We start from the raw sequence: 19,096 nt of genomic DNA, 5'->3' as shown, positions 1-19,096 counted from the left end.
ACCGTACACGGATTGCGGACGCAAGTGCGAGTCAGCAATCATTGTTCAAGATCAAAGGCCGGCCGGCGCCAATGCCTAAGCTGTCAATGAGATGGATCAAGCCTTGCAGGAGAACGCCATGACCCCACACAAGCAGCCGCTCTGGTCGCGCTCGGTCGCCGCCGCCCTGGCCCTGTCGATGGGGGTAGAGGTATGCGGTTGCGGCAGCGGCGATCCCGACCAGATGCTGGCTGAAGCGCGCGAATTCTGGGACAAGGGTGACCTGCGGGCCGCCATCGCCCATGCCAGGCAACTCATCGACACCCATGACGGATTTGGCGCCGCCCATCTCCTGCTGGGCGAGCTGTATGTCGACCAGGGCGACCTGGACGAGGCCGCCGATGCATTCCGGCGCGCCATGCTGCATGGGGATGCACTTGGCTCGGCCCAGCTGGGACGGGTGCTGCTGCTGCAGGGCAAGCACGAGCAGGTGCTGGCCGCCATCGCCACCGTGGGCGGCCCGGCGCAGCGCGCCGCCGCCATGGGCTTGCACAGCCAGGCCTTGTTTGCCCTGCTCAACCTGGCCCAGGCAGATGCCATGGCCCACGCTTCGCTTCACCTGCATACCGAGGCACCGCAAGCCCTGCTGGCCCTTGCACGCATGGCGCTGTACCGCCAGCACTGGGCGCAGGCGCGCAGCTGCCTGAAACGCGCGCTGGCCGCGAGCCCCGCCGACCTCGACTGCCTGCGCTTGCAGGCCGACATGCTGCATGCGGACGGCCAGCTCACGCAGGCCCTGGCAATCCATGGCGCCATCCTGGAACGCCATCCCTGTAATGCCCAGGCGCTGCTGGATGTAGCCCAGCTGAGCACGGACGCCGCGCAGTATTCCCGGGCCCAGCATGCCATTGGCCAGGCGCGCAAGGTTGCCGGTTCGGTCCCGGCCGTGCTCTTTGCCGAGGCCGTGCTGCAACACCGGCAGGGCAACGACGCTCAGGCCGCCGAACTGGCCGGCCGCATCCTGCGCGCCGCACCGGCCCACACGCCCGCGCTGCTGCTGGCCGGGGCCTTGGCGCTGGCCGCGGGCGCCCATCGCCATGCTGAGCAATTGCTGCAGCGCTTCCTGCGCATCCACCCGGGCCATGTACATGCCAGCCAGCTCATGGTGGCGCTGCACCTGGAGACCCAGCATCCTCAGGCGGCACTGGCGCTGCTCTCGCCTCTGCTGGCCAAGGATGGTAGTGACTGCCGGCTGCTCATACAGGCTGCGACCGCCAATCTGCGCGCGCGCCAGTTCAGCATGGCCGCCACCTTGTTTGCGCAGGCTGCCGACATGGACCAGGACTTGACCCGCCCGTGGCAGGGCCTGGCGCACAGCCGCCTGGGCACCGGTGACTACCTGCGCCAGGTCGCCATGCTCGAACGCAGCATGGCGCTGCCATCCGCACCGCTGGCTCACGCGTTGCTGCACGCCATGTCGCGCCTGCGCGGCGGCCAGCATGCCGAAGCGTTCGCGCTTGCGTGCGCGCTGGAACGGGAGGACGACAACCCCCTGATACAGCAGCTCAAGGGCGACATCGCCCTGCAACAGGACGACCTGCGCGGCGCCCGCCAGGGCTTTGCCAGGGCGCTGCGCCACGATCCGGCATTTCTGCCTGCCCTGGAGAAACTGCAACAGCTCGACTTGATCGAGCACAGGCCGCTTGAAAACACGCGCAACCGCTACCTCGCTGCCCTGGCCGCCTCGCCGGGCAACAGCGCCGCCATGGAAGCGCTGGCCTCGCTTGCCCTGTCGCGTCAGCATCCGGCAGAGGCCATCTCGTGGATGGAGCGTGCCTGCGCCCACAGCCCGGACGCGCTGCCGCTGTCGCTGCGCGCCTGCGCCCTGTACCTCCAGCTTGGCCAGCACGATGAAGCGTACCGGCTCGCCCAGGCGCTCGATGCCAGCCATCCCGCAAACAGCGACGTCGCCTGCCTGCTGGGCAGGATCAGCCTGGCCCGGCGCGATTACCGGGCTGCCTGCGCCGCCTTTACCAGGCTGGCCGCAATGACGCCGGCAAGCGGCCTGCCGCACTGGCACCTGGCCGCCGCCCACATCGCCCAAGGCCAGGATGCCGCTGCCCTGCACGCCCTGAAGTCGGCCCTGGCCATTGAGCCAGACCTGTTTGCCGCCCGCGCCGATCTGGTGGCCCTGTTCATTCGCCATGGCCGCTATCATGAAGCCCTTGCCGCGGCCGTGTCCGCCCAGCGCCGCCAGCCTGAGGCCGCCGCGCCCCACCAGCTCGAAGGCGATGTCCACAGTGCCCAGTCCCGGCATGACCTGGCCTGCCTGGCGTACCAGCAAGCCTTCGCCCTCGCGCCCACGAGCCAGTTGCTGGTGCAGCTCCATGGCAGTCTGTCCCACCAGGGCAAGGACGAACAGGCCAATGCCGTGATGGCGGCCTGGCTGGGGTCCCACCCCGGCGACGTGGACGCGCGCCAGCACCTGGCCTGCTGCCACCTGGCCCGGCACGACCTGAGCGCAGCGGCGGCCGAACTGTCAGCCGTGCTGCGCCACGCCCCCGACAACCTGACGGCACTGAACGACCTGGCCTGGACTTGCCAGCGCCTGGGCGACCCGCAAGCCCTGCACCTGGCCCAGCGCGCCCATGCCCTGGCCCCGGACAACCCGGCCGTGATGGATACGCTGGGCTGCATCCTGATGGAGCAAGGCGAACTTGCGCGCGCCCTGCCCCTGCTGCTCAAAGCCTGTACCCTGGCCCCCCACGTTGGCGAAGTGCATTTTCACCTTGGCACGCTGCTGATCCAGAGCGGCGACCGCGAGGGCGCCCGCCGCGCCCTGGAGAAAGCGCTTGCCTCACCGCCTCCGTTCGACCGGCGTGCCGAGGCACAACAGCTGCTTGTTACCTTGTAGTCGCCGTTTCGTCACCGTGTTCCTGTCACGAAAGCGTTGGACTGCAGCTGCAGCGAAAGGTTCTGCGCCACGGCCGGTTCATAGCGCCCCGGTGCGATGATGCCGGCCGGATCGAGGGCGCCGCGGATCCGCGCCACCGTCTTCCAGTAACTGTCTTGCTGCGGATCGAGGGCCGCCATCGACTGGTTGCCCACCCGGTAAGGCAGGTAGCCGGCGGCCATGACGGCGTCAAACACGGCGCGGTAGCAGGCCTGGGCGCGCCGGGTTTCCTCGTCGTCCTGCTTGTCGAAGGTGATGGTCAGCACCGCCCCCAGGGCGCGCTCGTTGATCATGCTGAAGGTGACGAACAGGTCAAAGCCATGCTCGCGAAACAGGGGCTCGGCCAGTGCATGCAAGGCCAGCACGTCGGCGCCGCGCATGGGCAGGATGGGCGAGATCCACAGCATGCCGCACTGGTCGCGCGCCGGATCGGCGCCGTCAGGAAATGAGGGCGGCAGAGCGCCCCGGCGGCGCCAGTAGGCCCCCGCCAGAAAGCGGCCATTGGGCACCCCGCAGTTCATCCCCAGCAGCGCTTCCCCCAGCGCCACCTGGGCGCGCAGCCGGCGGCCCGGGCCGCAGTCACCCAGCAAGCGGCCGGCCAGCGCCGCCAGGGCCAGCTTGCGCTCGTCCAGGAAGCGTACCCGCGCGCGCGTGGGACGCAGGGCCTGGCGCACGGCCGCGCGCGCCGCCGCCACCTGGGCAGCACTGCCATACAGGGCGCCGGACACGGTCCAGGCGCCGGCGCCGGCGGCCTCGCGCATTTGCGTGCGCAAGGCCTCGGGCAGGCGCGACATGCCGCCGGCCAGCGCGCGCGGGAACACTCTGCCGCCTGAAATCACCCGCAAGTCGTTACCGATATGCACGATGCTGCGCAGGGTGCCATCCATGCGCAGCGGCCGCAGCGCATCGACCACGGCGCCGATGCCATCGGGCGCCTCCACGCTGCACAGGAAATGCTGGACGCAGGCGGCCGCCGGCATCAGCCACATGCCAAGTTCGGTCACGATGCCCAGGTTCGACTGGGTGAACAAGCCATCCAGGAACGGCCCCACGCCATACGGGAACAGGTGGGTGGCGCGGGCGCCCTGGTAGTGCCCGAAGCCCGTATGGAGCGTCTCGCCGTTGGCCAGCACCACCCGCATGCCCGACACGTGCTGCAGCCGGTTGCCATAGGGCGAATGGCCGAAGCCGCGCTCCAGGATATTGCCCATCAGGCTGGTGTCGGGGCCGGCCCCGGTACAGTCCATCCACAGGGCCAGCCCGCGCTCGCGCAGATGCGCCGACAGCTGCTGCTGTGTCACCCCCGGTTCGATCACGGCATAGGCCAGCTCGGCATCGACATGCACGATCCGGTTCATGCGCGACAGGTCGATCAGCAGCTGCCCCGGTCCCACGGCGCAGGCATCGCCATAGCCCCAGTTCTTGCCGCTACTGACCGGGTACACGGGGCAGCCATGGGCGGCCGCCACCGTCACCAGTGCCACCACTTCCTCGTGCGAGGCGGGCCGTGCCACGGCCAGCGGGCGCATGCTGCGCGCGGCCGTACTGCGTCCATAGCGTTCCAGCGTCATGCCGTCGGTCTGCACGTGGTCGGCGCCCACCGCAGCGCGCACGGCGGCCAGGAGTGCCAAGCGGCGTGCGGCGCACTGTTCCAATTCATCATCGACGATATCGAGCATGGCCGCTCCTAGTGTTTGCCGAGATAGCCGGACTTCAGGCGGGCCGTGATGCCCGGCTCGTCCCAGACAGGAAAGAAATACGGATAGAAGGAGCGCTCCTCGCCGTGCTGCTCCATGAGTCCGCCCCACTTGCGGATCTGTTTGCCCATCTCCGACAGGGGCAGGCGCAAGAGGACGGCGGGTGCGTCCACGCGGGTACAGGTGCGTTCGGCACCGAAATCGTCGAACCCGAGCATGCGCTTATAGAACATGACGTGGCGCGGATTGACTTCGATCACGTAATCAGTGAAGCCATGGATGTTGTGGGCATAGATGTAGGAGATGTGAATGAGCGAGGCGAACACGCGCTTGGTGACGCCCTTGTCGATGGCCAGGCGCGACGGCTCGCACAAGCGCGCTCCGCCCTCGCGCAAGGCATCGAGCTCCGCGCCGAAATTGTCGTCGGCCGGCAGGTGGGCCGGGCTGTCCAGGCACAAGCTCAAGGTGCCGACCACCTTGCCATTGGTTTCCGCGTACAGGGTGATCTTGTTGGCCTCATGCACGTCGTTGATGTCCACCGCATAGCCACGCCAGCCATACATCTTGCGGATCAGGAGGCTGGCCGCCTCGCGCCTGCCGGCCGAGTTGGCCAGGCGGATGTGGAATACCTGGACGTCAAGCGCGTGTTCCGGACCGGGCACGATGCCCTGGTCGCCGATACACAAATCACGCAGTCCAACTGGCAAGGCAAAGCTAGCAATCGGCAGATCTTCCTTGAGCATGGTGTCTTCCTTCAGGTTGGCGTCATGCCGCAGCGGCATGATCGGTTGTCGTGCAAGTCAGACAAGGCCATCAGTAGCGAAGTTCCAGCCGCAGCGGGCGGAAACTTGCGCAGGAACAAAAAAGAATGGTTTGGGAAAATTGTTCGTGGACGGCGCCGGCCCCGCCATGGTGCTTTTGACAGGCGTCAACGGGACCGTGAGTAGCCGGATTTCATTGTTTCCGGGGTCCTATAATCATTTCATCAATGGCCTTGCAGGCCGCCTGCCACCTCTCGGAGACCAGCGCGCTATGGAGTATTTGTTCAGCCGGATGCCGATGCACGCGCGCAGTATCCGGCCCACTCGCTGGCATGCAGTAGCGCGGGCACGGCTGGTCGCCGCAGCCGCTTGCCTGCGCCGCCCCTGCCAGCGCCGCGCGCACATCGTCGCCACCACCGGCAGTATCCATGCGCCGCCCCAGCCGGGCATGAGCGGTGCGCACCACGCGCGCCAGCGCGCCGCCGCCAGTGCCATGCTGCCGCCGTTCGCGCCGGCGCCCGGCACTGGCAAGAAAAGCTGACACCAGGTTTTGCCGGCGCGGCCGCGGGGCGGCGCCGTTTACACTCGGAGTGACCATCATGACAGTTTCACTTGATCAGCCGCGCCTGGTCGTACACCTGGTGCAGCAGCTCGACGTTGGCGGCATGGAAAATGGGCTTGTCAACCTGATCCGGCACATGCCGGCTGACCGGTACCGGCATGCCATCGTGTGCCTGAAGGACTACACCACCTACCACGCCCACATCAAGTCGCGCGGCGTGGAAATCATCAGCCTGAACAAGCGTGAAGGCAAGGATTTCGGCCACTACCTGCGCATGTTCCGCACCCTGCGGGCACTGCAGCCGGACCTGATCCACACGCGCAACCTCAATGGCATCGAAGGCCAGCTGGTGGCGGCCCTGGCCGGCATCAAATGCCGCGTGCACGGCGAGCATGGGCGCGACATGAGCGACCTGCACGGCAAGCGCCTCAAGTACCGCCTGTTGCGCCGCCTGCTGCGCCCCCTGATCGGCCACTTCATTGCCGTCAGCAGCGATCTGGAAGAATGGCTGATCGACAGCGTGGGGGCCGAGCCGGGCCGCGTGTCGCATATTTCGAATGGCGTGGACAGCGTGCAGTTCCATCCGCGCCTGGGCCCGCCGGCGGCGGTGGGGCCGGCCGGCTTCATGCACGACAACGCCTTTGTCATCGGCAGCGTGGGCCGCATGGATGAAGTGAAGGATTATCCAACCCTGGTCGAAGCCTTCCTGCGCCTGATCGCCTCGCCCCACCCGGCCCACCAGCGCATGCGCTTGCTGATCGTGGGCGACGGTCCGCAGCGCGCCCATTGCCTCGACATGCTGCAGCGCGCCGGCGCCGCCCACCGTGCCTGGCTGCCGGGCGAACGCAGCGATATCGCCCAGTTGCTGCGCGCCATGGACCTGTTCGTGCTCCCTTCGCTGGCCGAAGGCAGTTCCAATACCATTCTCGAAGCCATGGCCACCGGCCTGCCGGTGGTGGCCACGGCCGTGGGCGGCAATCCGGTGCTGGTGCACCCGGGCTTTACCGGCATCCTGGTCCCGCCCCGCACGCCGGACCTGATGGCCGCCGCCATTGCCGACTATTGCCGCATTCCGGAGATGGGCGCGCGCCACGGCACCCGCGCGCGCAGCCAGGTCATTGCCCGCCACAGCCTGCCGGAAATGGCGCGCAGCTACACTGCTGTCTACGACGCGCTGGCCGGCGCCGCCTCGCCTTGCGAAGCGTCGCTGCGCGCGCCGCCGGCCTGAATTCAGGCATGCAGGGTGCTGCGGCTGGCCGCCAGGTCCACGTAGCAGGACGCCAGCTGCGCCGCTGCCCGCTCCCAGGTGTATGGCCGCACCAGCGCGCGGACCTGCTCGCGTGCCGGCGGCGCGTCAATCAGCTGGCGCAGCGCGTGCTGCTGGGCGGCCGCGTCGTCCCATGCCACCTGGCGCAGGGCGAAGCCGCTCTCGGGCAGCTCAACAGGGCTGGCGGTGTTCATGATCACGGGCGTGCCGGCGGCCAGCGAATCGAACACCGTGCGCGAGCAGGCATCGCCCTGGCAAGGCAAGACCAGGACCGAGGCACCGGCGCAGGCACTGGCCAGCATCTTTGCATCATGCTTGAGACCACCCAGGCAGGTCACGCCGCGTACGGCGCGTACCTGGCGCAGGTAATCCTGGTCGCGCTCGCGCGTTTCTCCCAGCAGCACAAACGGCAAGGCCATCTCGGCCAGCACCCTGGCCATGCCCAGCTGGTTTTGATAGGGCGAGATATGCCCTGCCATCAGCACGAACGGCCCCTGGATGCCGGTGCGCTGGCGGAACAGTTCGCCATTGGCATCGAACAGATGGGGGCTCACGCCATTCGGAAACACCCTTACCTTGGCGCCGTCGATCAGGAAACCCTCCTCAATGGCCCGTTTCTCGCTCTGGCCCAGCGCCACCACCGTGCTGGCCAGCTGCAGGGCGCGCCGGGTCTGGGCGTAGCTGCTCTGGACCGACCACGCCGTCTGGCGCCCCAGCCGGTGGTCGGCCAGGCGCGCATGTTCGCCGCAGGCACGGTCCCAGCCCGGCGAAATGAGGGGCGACAGCACGACCGGCACACCCAGCTCGGCCGCCGCCTCGACAATGCGATAGTTGCCGCCGCTGGCGGAAAAGACGTGGATCAGGTCATAGTCTTCCAGGTGCATGGGGTGCGGGTCGACCATCTCCACCTGCAGGGCAATGCCGCGGTGCTCGTGCAATGCATTCAAGGCGCGCGTGGTTTCACGAATTTGCAGCTGGATTGCCGCTTCCCGCTGAAACAGCATGGGGTAGGAAAGAATGCCGATGCGCATGGAAGTCTCCGCGTGGTTGTGAAGGCATGTCGGGGCATCATGAGAACGGTCAACTTACTTCCTGTCACCGTGTTCTAGTATTGCCTCAACATAAGTTCCGAGTGTACCGGCCGTCCGCCGGGCAATTTTGACGGCGCGCAACAAGTTGCTCGTCGGCACCAAACTGAGCAGGTGACTGATGCAATTACCCCTCTCCATCCTGGTCTACCACCGCGTGCTGGCCCAGCCCGACCCCTTGTTTCCGGACCTGGTCGACGCGGCCCGTTTTGCCGTGCACCTGCGCCTGCTGCGGCGCTGGTGCCGGGTACTGCCCCTGGCGCAGGCAGTGCGGCGCCTGCACGAACGCTCCCTGCCCAGCCGCGCGGTATGCATCACCTTCGATGGCGGCTACGCCGATCACGCCAGCGTGGCCTTGCCGCTGCTGCAGCGCTTCGGCTTGCCGGCCACGTTTTTCGTGGCCAGCGGCTTCCTCGATGGCGGCTACCGCTGGAGTGACGCCGTCGTCGAACTGGTGCGCAAGGCGCCCGGCGTGCGCCTGGACCTGTCGTGCAGCGGCCTGGGGATCTATGACATCGGCTGCAGCGCCCGCCGCCGCGCCGTCATCGACCTGATCCTGGCGGCACTGGCGACCTTGCCCCCGGTCGAACGGCTGGCGCGCGTGCATGCCATGACGCGCTGCGTCACCCCCACCATGCTCAGTTCCGACCAGGTCATTGCCCTGCACCGGGCCGGAATGGATATCGGCGCCCATACCGTCACCCAGCAAGCCCTGTCGACGCTGTCAAATGCCGAAGCGCGGGCCGAAATCGGCAACAGCCGCGCGCGCCTGGAAGCCCTGGTGCAGGCGCCCGTGCGCATGTTTTCCTACCCCGAGGGCAAACCGGGCGCCGACTTTGAAAAGCGCCACGGCAACATGCTGCGCTCGGCCGGCTTTGAAGCGGCCGTCACGACCGCCACCGGTGCCGCGCGCGCCGCCAGCGACCCGTTCGAACTGCCCCGGCTCATGCCGCAGGATCGCAGCAAGGGCGCCTTTCTGCTGCGGCTGGGCAGCAATCTGCTTGCACCGGCTTGAAGGCAAACAGCCCGCCGTCCGGACAACTGATCTGGTCGAGCCAGGCGACACCGGCCAGCACCAGGCGGGTGCGCATGTCAGCGCCGGCCTGGTCCAGAAACAGCGCACCACCGGGGCGGATCACGCGCATCAGTTCACCGAAGGCGCCATCCCAGCCATGCGGCGCCACGCACAGGTCGAGGCTGTGCGACGGCCATGGCAGGGCGTGCGGCCCGGCCACATCCACCAGCATGTCGGCGCCGCCCAGCTGGCGCGCCAGCGCCACGGCCGCCGGATCGGCATCAGCCGCATACACCTGGTGGCCGGCGCGGGCCAGCGCCAGTGCCGCGCTGCCGTCGCCACACCCCGCCACCCCGATTTGCAGGGGCCAGGCCTGGCGTGACTGGAAAAACAAACGCAGTAGCGAGATGTCCATGCCGGGTTTCCTTGCAGTGGTGGGCGAGAATGCATGATGGCCAGAAAGGCGGCGGCCGTTCTTGACTGCCGCTAACTGGCAGGCTCGGGCGCACTTGTGCGCGCTCAATCCCCGCCGCTGGCGTGGGGTGTCTAATTGCCATGAAGTGAGCGAAGTCCCGAAGTTGCAGGAACCGGCGCCCGCCATTGGCGCGCCGTCATTTTACGGACGCGGCGCCACGCCGTTTCCGTGCAGGAGAAAGCACAGCATGAATGCACCAATGCACTCCACCCCGCGCGTCCTGCCGTTTTTCTTTGACGCCGAACCCGGCACCCGATTCAGTTTGTATCACGCGCCTTCGCCCCATGTTCCCGCCCGCGGCGCCATCCTGTATGTCCACCCGTTTGCCGAAGAACTCAATCATTCGCGCCGCATGGCCGCGCTGCAGTCGCGCCGCTTCGCCGCCATGGGCTTTGCGGTCTTGCAGATCGACCTGTTCGGCTGCGGCGACAGCTGCGGCGACTTCAACACGGCCCGCTGGGACCTCTGGAAGCGCGACCTGGCCATCGCCCGCGACTGGCTGGCCGAACGCAGCGCCGGCCCGCTGTACCTGTGGGGCCTGCGCCTGGGCGCCCTGCTGGCGCTCGACTTTGCCGCCGCCAGCCACGCCGACGGCATCATCATGTGGCAACCCTTCCTCAACGGGCACACCTGCCTGAACCAGTTCCTGCGCCAGCGTGACAGTTCGCGCCGCGCGGGCGCGCTGCGTTCCCAGCTGCTCGCGCGCGGCGCCATCGAAGTGGCCGGCTATGAACTGGCGCTGCCGCTGGCCCAGGCGATTGACGCCTGCGACGCCGCCACCCTGCCCCTGCCCGCGTGCCCGGTCCACTGGCTGGCCAGCGGCGAGCCGGCGCCACGGCGCCTTGCCGCCAGTGCCGCCCGGCTGCAGCAGCGCTGGGCGGCGCGCGGGGTGCGTCTCTATTTCCATCCCATTCAAGGCCTGCCATTCTGGCTCGGCGGGGTGGCCGAATGCCCGGCCCTGCTGGACGCCACCTGCGCCATCCTTGCGCCGGAGGAGCCATGAACATCGTCCAGCGCGCCTTGCAGTTCGCCTGCCACGGCAGTTCCCTGGTCGGCATCATCGATGTCCCCGAGCGCCCCATCGGGCGCGGGGTCCTGGTGCTCACCAGCGGTTCCCAGTACCGCGTGGGCAGCCATCGCCACTACACCCTGCTGGCGCGCCTGCTGTCGCCGCGCGGCATTGCCGTGATGCGCTTTGACTGCCGCGGCGTGGGCGACAGCGAGGGCGACCCGCGCCCGTTCGGCGACATCCACGACGATATCGCCGCCGCCATCCGCGAATTCTTCATGCAGGTGCCGGAGCTGCGCGAAGTCGTCATCTGGGGTCTCGGTGACGGCGCCACGGCCGCCGCCCTGTATGGCCACCTCGACGAGCGCGTGCGCGGCATGGTGCTGCTCAATCCCTGGGCCGGGGGCGCGCCGGGGCCGCAGCTGCCCGGGCGCCTGTCGCGCCTTGGCGAAATCGGCTTCTGGAAAAAAGTCGGCAGCCGCCACGCAGTCGCGGTCGACCCTGACATGCCGCTCGCGCAGCGCATCATCGCCAGCCTGTCGTGCTTTGGCGGCGCGGCGCTGGTGATCGTGGGCGGCGCCGACACGGTGGGCCGCGAATTTGTCGAGCTCGTGGAGCGCAGCGATACGCCCTGCCGCAGCGTCACCATCGCCGGCGCCAACCATACCTTTGCCAGCCGCGAATGGCGCGACGAAGTGGCAGAACTGTCGGCCAACTGGATCACAGCCTGGTAGGCCGGCTCGCTCAGCGGCTGCCCTTGCCCAGCAAGACCACCTGCACCGTATCGATCAGGATCAGCAGGTCGAGAAACAGGGAATTATTCTTGACGTAGTACAGGTCATACTGCAGCTTCTCAATGGCGTCCTCGATCGAGGCACCATACTGGTAGCGCACCTGGGCCAGGCCGGTTACGCCCGGCTTGATCCCGTGCCGCACATTGTAGTAAGGCACGCGGGCGATCAGCTGGTTCACGAAGTAGGCGCGCTCCGGACGCGGCCCGACAAAGCTCATGTCACCCTTGATCACATTGAACATCTGGGGCAGTTCATCGACCCGCAGCTTGCGCAGCACGCGCCCGACGCGCGTGATGCGGGGGTCATTGGCGCTGGCCCATGTCGGCAGGCCCGCTTCCTCGGCATTGCGTCGCATGCTGCGCAGCTTGACCACCTTGAAAATGCGGCCGTGCCGTCCCACCCGCTCCTGCTGGTAGAACACCGGGCCGCCATCTTCCAGCGCGATGGCCGCTGCCGCCAGCAGCAGCACCGGCAGCGTGAGGATGCTGATGCAGCCGCCGGCCACCAGGTCGAACAGGCGCTTGCTGCTGGCGCGGATGAAGCTCTGGTCAAAACCGCCGCCGAAGATCAGGTAGCTCGGCTGCAGCGAATCGAGGCGGATCTGGCATGCTTCGCGCTCAAAGAAGGTGGCCGCGTCGATCACCCGCACCCCGCCCAGCGCGCATTCGAGCAGCTGCTCGATGGGAAAGGCACTGCCGCGCCGGTTGCGCAGCGTGACGACGATTTCGCTCACCTCGTATTTCTGCGCCATCTGCAGCAGCGACTCGCCCATCGGCAGCAGGCACGATTCAGGCACCCGGTTGTCCTCGCCCGCGACCGGCACGCAGCCGATCACCTTGAACTGGTGCAGCCCCAGCTTGCTCGATGCCAGATCCATGCATTCGCGCGCCATGCTGCCGCCGCCGATAAAGATCAGGCGTGCTTCGAGCAGGGCCGACTCGGCCGACTTGAACACCAGCAGGCGCGTGAGCACCACGCCGGTGGCGCCCAGGGCAAAAATGGCGCTTGAGACGCCGCGCCCGAAATACATTTCGGGCCGCACCGCGATCAGAGCCGACAGCAGGGCAAAGCCGAGCGCAAACGAGGGCATGATGCGAAACAGCGTGGTGCGCATGCCCTCGCGCGCACCATGCTGGTACATGCCCAGCGCGCTCATGCTGAAAATGATCACGAGGGCGAACGCCAGCGAGGACACGTACAGATTATCGGAGCGGAAATGACCGTTCTCGTCGGAGACCCAGATGGCCGACGCCACGCTGGCGCAAGAGAGCAGCATGATCAGCTCCAGCAGCAGCAAGACGAACGCCATCTTCGACACGTAGTGACTGAAAATCCGTATCACGGCACTCCTTGGGGTATTCGCAATGGCCTGCCCAGTGTGCTGCATTAGTGCTGCCTAAACATTGACTACGGACAATGAAAATTTGGCGTTTCCTCAATGCCAGACGCCTGCGTGGCAAATGGTCTATAGTGATGATTCTGACAAACGACACAGTCCCATCATGAAATTTGACGTTGCAATCGTCGGCAGTGGTCTTGCCGGCCTGTCCGTCGCGCTGCACCTGGCGCAGACCCGTACCGTGGCCATCATTTCCAAGCGCGCCCTGCTCGATGGCGCCAGCAACTGGGCTCAGGGCGGCATTGCCGCCGTCCTCGATTCGGGTGACACTCACCAGCAGCACATTGATGACACGCTGGTTGCCGGCGGCGGGCTGTGCGACGAGGCGGCCACCCGCTACATCGTCGAACACGGGCGCGAAGCCATCGAATGGCTGATTGACCAGGGCGTGCCGTTTACCCGTGACGCCAGCGCCGAGCTGGGATTTCACCTCACGCGCGAAGGTGGCCACAGCCAGCGCCGCATCATCCACGCCGCCGACGCCACCGGCCACGCGGTCCAGGTCACGCTCGAGCAAAAGGTGCGCGCCCACCCGAACATCAGCATCTTCGAACAGCACTGCGCCATTGACGTGATCACTTCCGACAAGCTGACCGGCAAGGTGGCGCAGAAAGCGTCCATCAGTCCCAGCCAGCCGCACTGCCACGGCCTGTATGTGCAGGACGAAAAAACCGGGCAGGTGCTGACCTTTGAAGCCGAACACACCGTGCTGGCCACGGGCGGCGCCGGCAAGGTCTATCTGTACACCACCAATCCCGATACCGCCACCGGTGACGGCATCGCCATGGCCTGGCGCGCCGGCTGCCGCGTGTCGAACATGGAATTCATCCAGTTCCACCCGACCTGCCTGTACCACCCGTATGCCAAGTCGTTCCTGATCACGGAAGCGATCCGCGGCGAAGGCGGCCTGCTCAAGCTGCCCAGGGAGGCCGGGGCCGCCGCGGACACCCGCTTCATGCCCATGCACGACGAACGCGGCGAGCTGGCCCCGCGCGACGTGGTGGCGCGCGCCATCGACTTTGAAATGAAAAAGCGCGGCCTCGATTACGTCAACCTCGATATCAGCCACAAGAGCCCGGAGTTCCTCAAGGAGCACTTCCCCACCATTTACGCGCGCTGCCTGGAGCTGGGCATCGACATCACCAGGGAACCGATTCCCGTGGTGCCGGCCGTGCACTTCACCTGCGGCGGCATCGTCACCGACCTGGCCGGACGCACCGACATTCCGGGCCTGTACGCGGTGGGCGAAACCGCCTGCACCGGCCTGCATGGCGCCAACCGCCTGGCCTCGAATTCGCTGCTCGAATGCCTGGTGGTGGGCCGCGCCTGCGCCCACGTGATTGCAGCCAGCGCGCAGCAGGAAACGCCGGACCTGCCGGACTGGGACGAAAGCCGCGTCACCAACGCCGACGAAGAAGTCGTGATCGCCCACAACTGGGACGAACTGCGCCGCTTCATGTGGAATTACGTCGGCATCGTGCGCACCACCAAGCGCCTGGAACGGGCCCAGCACCGGATCGCCCTGCTCAAGGAAGAAATCGACGAGTATTACCGCAACTTCCGCATCACCCACGACCTGCTGGAGCTGCGCAATCTGGTCGATGTGGCCTCGCTGATCGTCAACAGCGCCCTGTCGCGCCACGAGAGCCGCGGCCTGCACTTTAGCCGCGACTATCCCAACACCCTGCCCAAGGCCCTGCCCAGCGTACTGACGCCTCCACGCCGCTGACGGGCGATGAGCAAGCGCCTCACTCCCGCCACCGCCGCCCTGCTGACCGTCCCGCCCCTGCTATGGGCGGGCAATGCCATTGTCGGACGGCTGGTGCGCGATGCCGTGCCGCCCATGGCCCTGAACCTGCTGCGCTGGTCGATCGCGCTGGCCATCCTGCTGCCGCTGGGGCGCCGGCTGCTGCGTCCCGGTTCCGGCCTGCTGCTGCACTGGCGCCGCTACGCCGTGCTCGGATTGCTCGGCGTGGCACTCTACAACTCCTTCCAGTACCTGGCGCTGCAAAGCTCCACGCCCATCAACGTCACGCTGGTGGCGGCCGGCATGCCGGTGTGGATGCTGCTGGTCGGCGCCATGTTCTTTGGCGTGCCGGCGTCGCGCAGGCAGATCGCCGGCGCCGTGCTGTCCATCGGCGGCGTGCTGCTGGTGCTGTGCCGCGGCCAGTGGGAACAGCTGGCGGCCATGCGCCTGGTGCCCGGCGACGTGTACATGATCCTGGCCACCATCGCCTGGTCCTTCTACAGCTGGCTGCTCACGCGCCGCCAGGAGTCCAGCGCCGTGCGCGCCGACTGGGCCGCCTTTCTGCTGGCCCAGGTGATCTACGGGGTGCTGTGGTCAGCCGCCTTTACCGCCGGCGAGTGGGCGATCGGGCGTGCTCCCATCGCCTGGAGCTGGCCGGTGCTGGCAGCGCTGCTGTATGTGGCCATAGGCCCGGCCGTAATTGCGTTTCGCTGCTGGGGGGCCGGCATCGCGCGCGCCGGTCCCTCGGTGGGCGCATTTTTTACCAACCTGACGCCACTGTTCGCCGCCGTCATGTCGGCTGCCTTCCTGGGGGAAGTGCCGCAGCCGTACCACGCGCTGGCCTTTGTCCTGATCGTGGGCGGCATCGTGCTGTCCGCGCGCCGATAGCATAAAATCGGGCATGGCCGACGATCTGACAATGCTGGCGCGCTTTTTGGAGCGCCACCCGCGCGTGCTGGTACTGACCGGCGCCGGGATGAGCACTGCATCGGGCATCCCGGACTATCGCGACGCGGACGGCAAGCGGCGCGGCGCGCTACCGACCCAGGGGCCGGAATTTCGCAAGCAGGAACTGGTGCGCCGCCGCTACTGGGCGCGCAGCATGGTCGGCTACCCCACGCTTTGCGGCGCTGCGCCCAATGCCGGCCACCACGCCCTGGCAACCCTGCAGTCCCAGGGCCGGATCGGATCGCTCCTCACGCAAAACGTCGATGGCCTGCACCAGCGCGCCGGCAGCGACCCGGTGCTGGAATTGCACGGCAACATACACCGCGTCATCTGCCTTGACTGCCACGCCGGCTTTTCGCGCGCGGCGATCCAGGCGCTTCTGGTGCAGGCCAATCCCGCCCTGGCGCAGCTCGCCGCCCAGCCCCTGCCCGATGGCGACGCCCAGCTGGAACCGGCATCCCTGGCCACGTTCGAGGCGCCCTGGTGTGTCCATTGCGGCGGCATGCTCAAGCCCGATGTCGTGTTTTTCGGCGATGGCGTGCCGCCACAGGTAAGTGCCGAAGCGCTGGCCAGGATGGAAGCAGCCGACGCCCTGCTTGTCGTCGGCACCTCGCTGACGGTCTACTCCGGATTTCGCTTCTGCCGCATGGCGGCGGCCAGCGGCAAGCCGATTGCAGCGCTCAATCTGGGCAAAACGCGGGCCGACGACATGCTGGCGCTGAAAATCCCTGCCTCGGCCGAAGTGGTGCTGCCTGGGCTGATCTAACGCGCGGTCCGATCTTGTTCCTTGCCCTACAATTGGGAGAACAACAACAAGCAAAAGGAACGATCATGAAGATGACATTTGCGCTTGTCATGGCATCTGCCCTGCTGGCCGGCTGCGTCTCCAAGCCGGAAGGCATCACCCCGGTGGACAATTTCAACGCCACGAGGTACCAGGGCAAGTGGTACGAGATTGCGCGCTTTGACCACCGCTTCGAGCGCGGCCTGTCCAATGTCACGGCCGATTACAGAGCGCGCGACGATGGCGGCATCAAGGTGATCAACCGCGGCTACAAGGATGAAAAATCGGAGTGGACCCAGTCCGAAGGCAAGGCATATTTTGTCGAGTCACCCGACATCGGCTACCTGAAGGTATCGTTCTTCGGCCCGTTTTATGGGTCATACGTGGTGATGGACCTGGACCGGGAAAACTACAGCTGGTCGCTCGTCACCGGCAACGACAAGGACTACCTGTGGATCCTGTCGCGCACTCCCACCATGGACGAGGCAACAAAAAAGCGCCTGGTCGACAAGGCCCAGGCGCTCGGGTATGACACGTCAAAGCTGATCTGGGTGGACCAGACCAGGAACCAGCAGGCTAGTCGATAATCCGCATCGAAAAATCGGTGGCCTTGACATCCTTGGTCAGGCTGCCGATGGAGATGCGGTCCACGCCGGTTTCCGCAATCGCGCGCACGCTGTCCATGTTCACGCCGCCCGATGCTTCGAGCAGTGCGCGGCCGGCGTTGATTGCCACCGCCTGCACCATCATGGGTGGCTCGAAGTTATCGAGCAGCACCGACTTGACGCCGGCGTCGAGCGCTTCGGTCAGCTGGGCCAGGGTTTCGACCTCGATCTGCACCGGCACGCCGGCATTGAGTTCGTCCGCCGCCCTCAAGGCATTGGTCACGCCACCGGCTGCGGCGATGTGATTTTCCTTGATCAGGATACCGTCGAACAGCGCCATGCGCTGATTCTTGCCGCCGCCCACACGCACCGCATATTTCTGGGCCTGGCGCAGGCCCGGCAGGGTCTTGCGCGTGTCCAGGATGGCGGCCCTGGTGCCGGCCACGATGTCCACGTACTTGCGGGTGGCCGTGGCCACGCCGGACATCATCTGCATGAAGTTCAGGCCACTGCGCTCACCGGTGAGCAGCGCGCGTGGCGGGCCCTCCATGGTGCACACCACGCTGCCGGCCTTCATCATGTCGCCTTCGGCATATTGCCAGTCGATGTCGATGCTCTGGTCGAGGGCGTGCATCACGCCTTCAAACCAGGGCGCGCCGCACAGCACCGCGTCTTCGCGCACGATCACGCGCGCGCGCACGCGCTTGTCGTCCGGGACGAGTTTTCCCGTCAGGTCGCCGCTGCCCACGTCTTCAAGCAGCGCGGCCAGCAAATTTGATTCAAAGGCCGACTGCAATGCTTCGTCGAACTGGGCGTAAGGGTTGCGCAGGTTGCTCATGCAGGTCCGACTCCAGAAAACAGTTGTCCTTCTTGGGCCAGGTCGGCGCCCGGCAGTGCTTTGGCCTTCTTGGCGGCGGCGAAATCGAGCATGCGGTCGATGGCGCGTACCGCCTCCCGGCCAATGGCTGGATCGACATGGATTTCGTTCTTGCCGTTTTCGAGCACGTCGGCCAGGTTGCGCAGGCCGTTCATGGCCATCCAGGGACAGTGGGCGCAGCTCTTGCAGGTGGCGCTGTTGCCGGCGGTGGGCGCTTCGATGAAGTGCTTGCCCGGCGCGGCGGCGCGCATCTTGTGCAAGATGCCGTTGTCGGTGGCCACGATGAAGGTGGTCGCGTCCATGGTCTGGGCCGCGTTGATCAGCTGCGTGGTGGAGCCGACCACGTCGGCCAGCGCCACCACATTGGCGGGCGACTCCGGGTGCACCAGCACTTTTGCCTCCGGGTGTTCTTCCTTGAGCAGGTCAAGTTCGATGCCCTTGAACTCGTCGTGCACGATGCACGAACCCTGCCACAGCAGCATGTCGGCACCGGTCTTTTTCTGGATGTAGGACCCCAGGTGCTTGTCCGGCGCCCACAGGATCTTTTTGCCCTGGGCGTGCAGGTGGGCCACGATATCGAGGCCGATGGAGGACGTCACCATCCAGTCGGCGCGCGCCTTGACCGCGGCACTGGTGTTGGCATAGACGACCACGGTGCGGTCGGGATGGGCGTCGCAAAAGGCCGAAAAATCATCGATCGGGCAGCCCAGGTCGAGCGAACAGGTCGCGTCAAGGTCGGGCATGAGGATGGTTTTTTCGGGGCTGAGGATCTTGGCCGTCTCGCCCATGAACTTGACGCCCGCAACGACCAGGGTCTTGGCCGGATGGTCGCGTCCGAAGCGCGCCATTTCAAGCGAATCGGAAACGCAGCCACCCGTTTCTTCGGCCAGGTCCTGCAGCTCGCCGTCGACATAGTAGTGCGCCACCAGCACCGCTTCGCGCTCCTTGAGCAGGCGCTTGATGCGGGCGATCAGTTCAACTTTTTCCTCTGGCGAGGGAGCGGCCGGGGTGCGGGCCCACGCTTCGGCGGTGCAGCTGGCACCGGCCTTAGTGGGCATCTCGAACTCGACCGTCTTGATAGGTAAAATATTCATGCCGATACTATCTCACAGGAGCGCAAAACGTGCAGGATGGTT

The 19,096-nt window shown here is 66.6% G+C and carries 17 protein-coding genes; 10 read left to right on the top strand and 7 right to left on the bottom strand.

What is annotated here, in order from left to right:
• The first annotated feature begins 118 nt into the window (after positions 1–118).
• Positions 119–2,893 carry an XrtA/PEP-CTERM system TPR-repeat protein PrsT gene (gene prsT, locus KY495_RS19990; protein ID WP_219881073.1) on the top strand — a complete coding sequence of 925 codons (2,775 nt, stop codon included), beginning with the start codon at positions 119–121 and terminating at the stop codon, positions 2,891–2,893.
• An 11-nt stretch (positions 2,894–2,904) separates the two neighbouring features.
• Here prsT and KY495_RS19985 read toward each other — a convergent pair whose 3' ends face one another.
• Together KY495_RS19985 and KY495_RS19980 are read right to left on the bottom strand one after the other, a co-directional pair.
• Positions 2,905–4,611, bottom strand: a complete 1,707-nt coding sequence (locus tag KY495_RS19985) for an FAD-binding oxidoreductase (protein ID WP_219881072.1) — start codon at positions 4,609–4,611, stop codon at positions 2,905–2,907.
• 8 nt (positions 4,612–4,619) lie between these two features.
• Positions 4,620–5,411: a long-chain N-acyl amino acid synthase gene (locus KY495_RS19980; RefSeq protein ID WP_229518384.1), complete on the bottom strand. Its 792-nt coding sequence runs from the start codon at positions 5,409–5,411 to the stop codon at positions 4,620–4,622.
• A 250-nt stretch (positions 5,412–5,661) separates the two neighbouring features.
• Between KY495_RS19980 and KY495_RS19975 the strand changes: the two genes are divergently transcribed.
• Entirely contained in the window at positions 5,662–5,931 is a 270-nt protein-coding gene (locus KY495_RS19975; protein WP_219881071.1) for a hypothetical protein, read from the top strand.
• A gap of 58 nt (positions 5,932–5,989) precedes the next feature.
• Positions 5,990–7,180 carry a TIGR03088 family PEP-CTERM/XrtA system glycosyltransferase gene (locus KY495_RS19970; RefSeq protein ID WP_219881070.1) on the top strand — a complete coding sequence of 397 codons (1,191 nt, stop codon included), beginning with the start codon at positions 5,990–5,992 and terminating at the stop codon, positions 7,178–7,180.
• Positions 7,181–7,182: 2 nt separating this feature from the next.
• Here KY495_RS19970 and KY495_RS19965 read toward each other — a convergent pair whose 3' ends face one another.
• Positions 7,183–8,250, bottom strand: a complete 1,068-nt coding sequence (locus KY495_RS19965; RefSeq protein WP_219881069.1) for a glycosyltransferase family 4 protein — start codon at positions 8,248–8,250, stop codon at positions 7,183–7,185.
• 178 nt (positions 8,251–8,428) lie between these two features.
• On the opposite strand from KY495_RS19965, the gene KY495_RS19960 reads away from it, so the two are divergent.
• Positions 8,429–9,322, top strand: coding sequence for a polysaccharide deacetylase family protein (locus KY495_RS19960; RefSeq protein ID WP_219881068.1), 894 nt, complete (start codon positions 8,429–8,431; stop codon positions 9,320–9,322).
• On the opposite strand, the gene KY495_RS19955 is transcribed toward KY495_RS19960, so the two are convergent.
• Positions 9,252–9,737, bottom strand: coding sequence for a methyltransferase domain-containing protein (locus tag KY495_RS19955; protein ID WP_219881067.1), 486 nt, complete (start codon positions 9,735–9,737; stop codon positions 9,252–9,254). The genes KY495_RS19960 and KY495_RS19955 overlap by 71 nt on opposite strands.
• A 247-nt stretch (positions 9,738–9,984) precedes the next feature.
• Between KY495_RS19955 and KY495_RS19950 the strand changes: the two genes are divergently transcribed.
• Together KY495_RS19950 and KY495_RS19945 are read left to right on the top strand one after the other, a co-directional pair.
• A complete protein-coding gene (locus KY495_RS19950) occupies positions 9,985–10,800 on the top strand; it encodes a hydrolase 2, exosortase A system-associated (RefSeq protein WP_219881066.1) in 816 nt (271 codons plus the stop codon).
• A complete protein-coding gene (locus tag KY495_RS19945) occupies positions 10,797–11,540 on the top strand; it encodes a hydrolase 1, exosortase A system-associated (RefSeq protein WP_219881065.1) in 744 nt (247 codons plus the stop codon). Before KY495_RS19950 ends, KY495_RS19945 begins: the two co-directional genes overlap by 4 nt.
• Positions 11,541–11,550: 10 nt before the next feature.
• Here the strand turns inward: KY495_RS19945 and KY495_RS19940 are convergent, their stop codons facing one another.
• Positions 11,551–12,942, bottom strand: coding sequence for a TIGR03013 family XrtA/PEP-CTERM system glycosyltransferase (locus KY495_RS19940; RefSeq protein WP_219881064.1), 1,392 nt, complete (start codon positions 12,940–12,942; stop codon positions 11,551–11,553).
• A 160-nt stretch (positions 12,943–13,102) separates the two neighbouring features.
• On the opposite strand from KY495_RS19940, the gene nadB reads away from it, so the two are divergent.
• From nadB to KY495_RS19920, 4 genes are all read left to right on the top strand, one after another.
• A complete protein-coding gene (gene nadB / locus KY495_RS19935; protein ID WP_219881063.1) occupies positions 13,103–14,728 on the top strand; it encodes an L-aspartate oxidase in 1,626 nt (541 codons plus the stop codon).
• A 6-nt stretch (positions 14,729–14,734) separates the two neighbouring features.
• Positions 14,735–15,634 carry a DMT family transporter gene (locus tag KY495_RS19930; protein WP_219881062.1) on the top strand — a complete coding sequence of 300 codons (900 nt, stop codon included), beginning with the start codon at positions 14,735–14,737 and terminating at the stop codon, positions 15,632–15,634.
• Positions 15,635–15,647: 13 nt separating this feature from the next.
• Positions 15,648–16,460: an NAD-dependent protein deacetylase gene (locus KY495_RS19925; RefSeq protein ID WP_219881061.1), complete on the top strand. Its 813-nt coding sequence runs from the start codon at positions 15,648–15,650 to the stop codon at positions 16,458–16,460.
• A gap of 65 nt (positions 16,461–16,525) precedes the next feature.
• Entirely contained in the window at positions 16,526–17,065 is a 540-nt protein-coding gene (locus KY495_RS19920) for a lipocalin family protein (RefSeq protein WP_307728209.1), read from the top strand.
• On the opposite strand, the gene nadC is transcribed toward KY495_RS19920, so the two are convergent.
• Both nadC and nadA read right to left on the bottom strand, forming a co-directional pair.
• The gene (gene nadC, locus KY495_RS19915; RefSeq protein WP_219881060.1) at positions 17,055–17,921 is read right to left on the bottom strand and encodes a carboxylating nicotinate-nucleotide diphosphorylase; all 867 of its coding nucleotides are present in this window, start codon (positions 17,919–17,921) and stop codon (positions 17,055–17,057) included. The genes KY495_RS19920 and nadC overlap by 11 nt on opposite strands.
• Complete coding sequence (nadA, locus tag KY495_RS19910; RefSeq protein WP_219881059.1) at positions 17,918–19,054, bottom strand: quinolinate synthase NadA; 1,137 nt, start codon at positions 19,052–19,054, stop codon at positions 17,918–17,920. The genes nadC and nadA overlap by 4 nt, the downstream gene beginning before the upstream one ends.
• Positions 19,055–19,096: the final 42 nt, after the last annotated feature.

It is taken from the genome of Massilia sp. PAMC28688, from assembly GCF_019443445.1.
In the GTDB taxonomy this organism is placed as follows: Bacteria; Pseudomonadota; Gammaproteobacteria; order Burkholderiales; family Burkholderiaceae_D; genus Telluria_A.
Note: the sequence above shows the minus strand (reverse complement) of the source record. Positions and strands in the feature narration are given on the sequence as shown.

What these genes read in the sequence shown, in the direction of transcription:
- prsT (WP_219881073.1), top strand. Translation starts at nt 119, where the DNA reads ATGACCCCACACAAGCAGCCGCTCTGGTCGCGCTCGGTCGCCGCCGCC.
- KY495_RS19985 (WP_219881072.1), bottom strand. Translation starts at nt 4,611, where the DNA reads ATGCTCGATATCGTCGATGATGAATTGGAACAGTGCGCCGCACGCCGC.
- KY495_RS19980 (WP_229518384.1), bottom strand. Translation starts at nt 5,411, where the DNA reads ATGCCGCTGCGGCATGACGCCAACCTGAAGGAAGACACCATGCTCAAG.
- KY495_RS19975 (WP_219881071.1), top strand. Translation starts at nt 5,662, where the DNA reads ATGGAGTATTTGTTCAGCCGGATGCCGATGCACGCGCGCAGTATCCGG.
- KY495_RS19970 (WP_219881070.1), top strand. Translation starts at nt 5,990, where the DNA reads ATGACAGTTTCACTTGATCAGCCGCGCCTGGTCGTACACCTGGTGCAG.
- KY495_RS19965 (WP_219881069.1), bottom strand. Translation starts at nt 8,250, where the DNA reads ATGCGCATCGGCATTCTTTCCTACCCCATGCTGTTTCAGCGGGAAGCG.
- KY495_RS19960 (WP_219881068.1), top strand. Translation starts at nt 8,429, where the DNA reads ATGCAATTACCCCTCTCCATCCTGGTCTACCACCGCGTGCTGGCCCAG.
- KY495_RS19955 (WP_219881067.1), bottom strand. Translation starts at nt 9,737, where the DNA reads ATGGACATCTCGCTACTGCGTTTGTTTTTCCAGTCACGCCAGGCCTGG.
- KY495_RS19950 (WP_219881066.1), top strand. Translation starts at nt 9,985, where the DNA reads ATGAATGCACCAATGCACTCCACCCCGCGCGTCCTGCCGTTTTTCTTT.
- KY495_RS19945 (WP_219881065.1), top strand. Translation starts at nt 10,797, where the DNA reads ATGAACATCGTCCAGCGCGCCTTGCAGTTCGCCTGCCACGGCAGTTCC.
- nadB (WP_219881063.1), top strand. Translation starts at nt 13,103, where the DNA reads ATGAAATTTGACGTTGCAATCGTCGGCAGTGGTCTTGCCGGCCTGTCC.
- KY495_RS19930 (WP_219881062.1), top strand. Translation starts at nt 14,735, where the DNA reads ATGAGCAAGCGCCTCACTCCCGCCACCGCCGCCCTGCTGACCGTCCCG.
- KY495_RS19925 (WP_219881061.1), top strand. Translation starts at nt 15,648, where the DNA reads ATGGCCGACGATCTGACAATGCTGGCGCGCTTTTTGGAGCGCCACCCG.
- KY495_RS19920 (WP_307728209.1), top strand. Translation starts at nt 16,526, where the DNA reads ATGAAGATGACATTTGCGCTTGTCATGGCATCTGCCCTGCTGGCCGGC.
- nadC (WP_219881060.1), bottom strand. Translation starts at nt 17,921, where the DNA reads ATGAGCAACCTGCGCAACCCTTACGCCCAGTTCGACGAAGCATTGCAG.
- nadA (WP_219881059.1), bottom strand. Translation starts at nt 19,054, where the DNA reads ATGAATATTTTACCTATCAAGACGGTCGAGTTCGAGATGCCCACTAAG.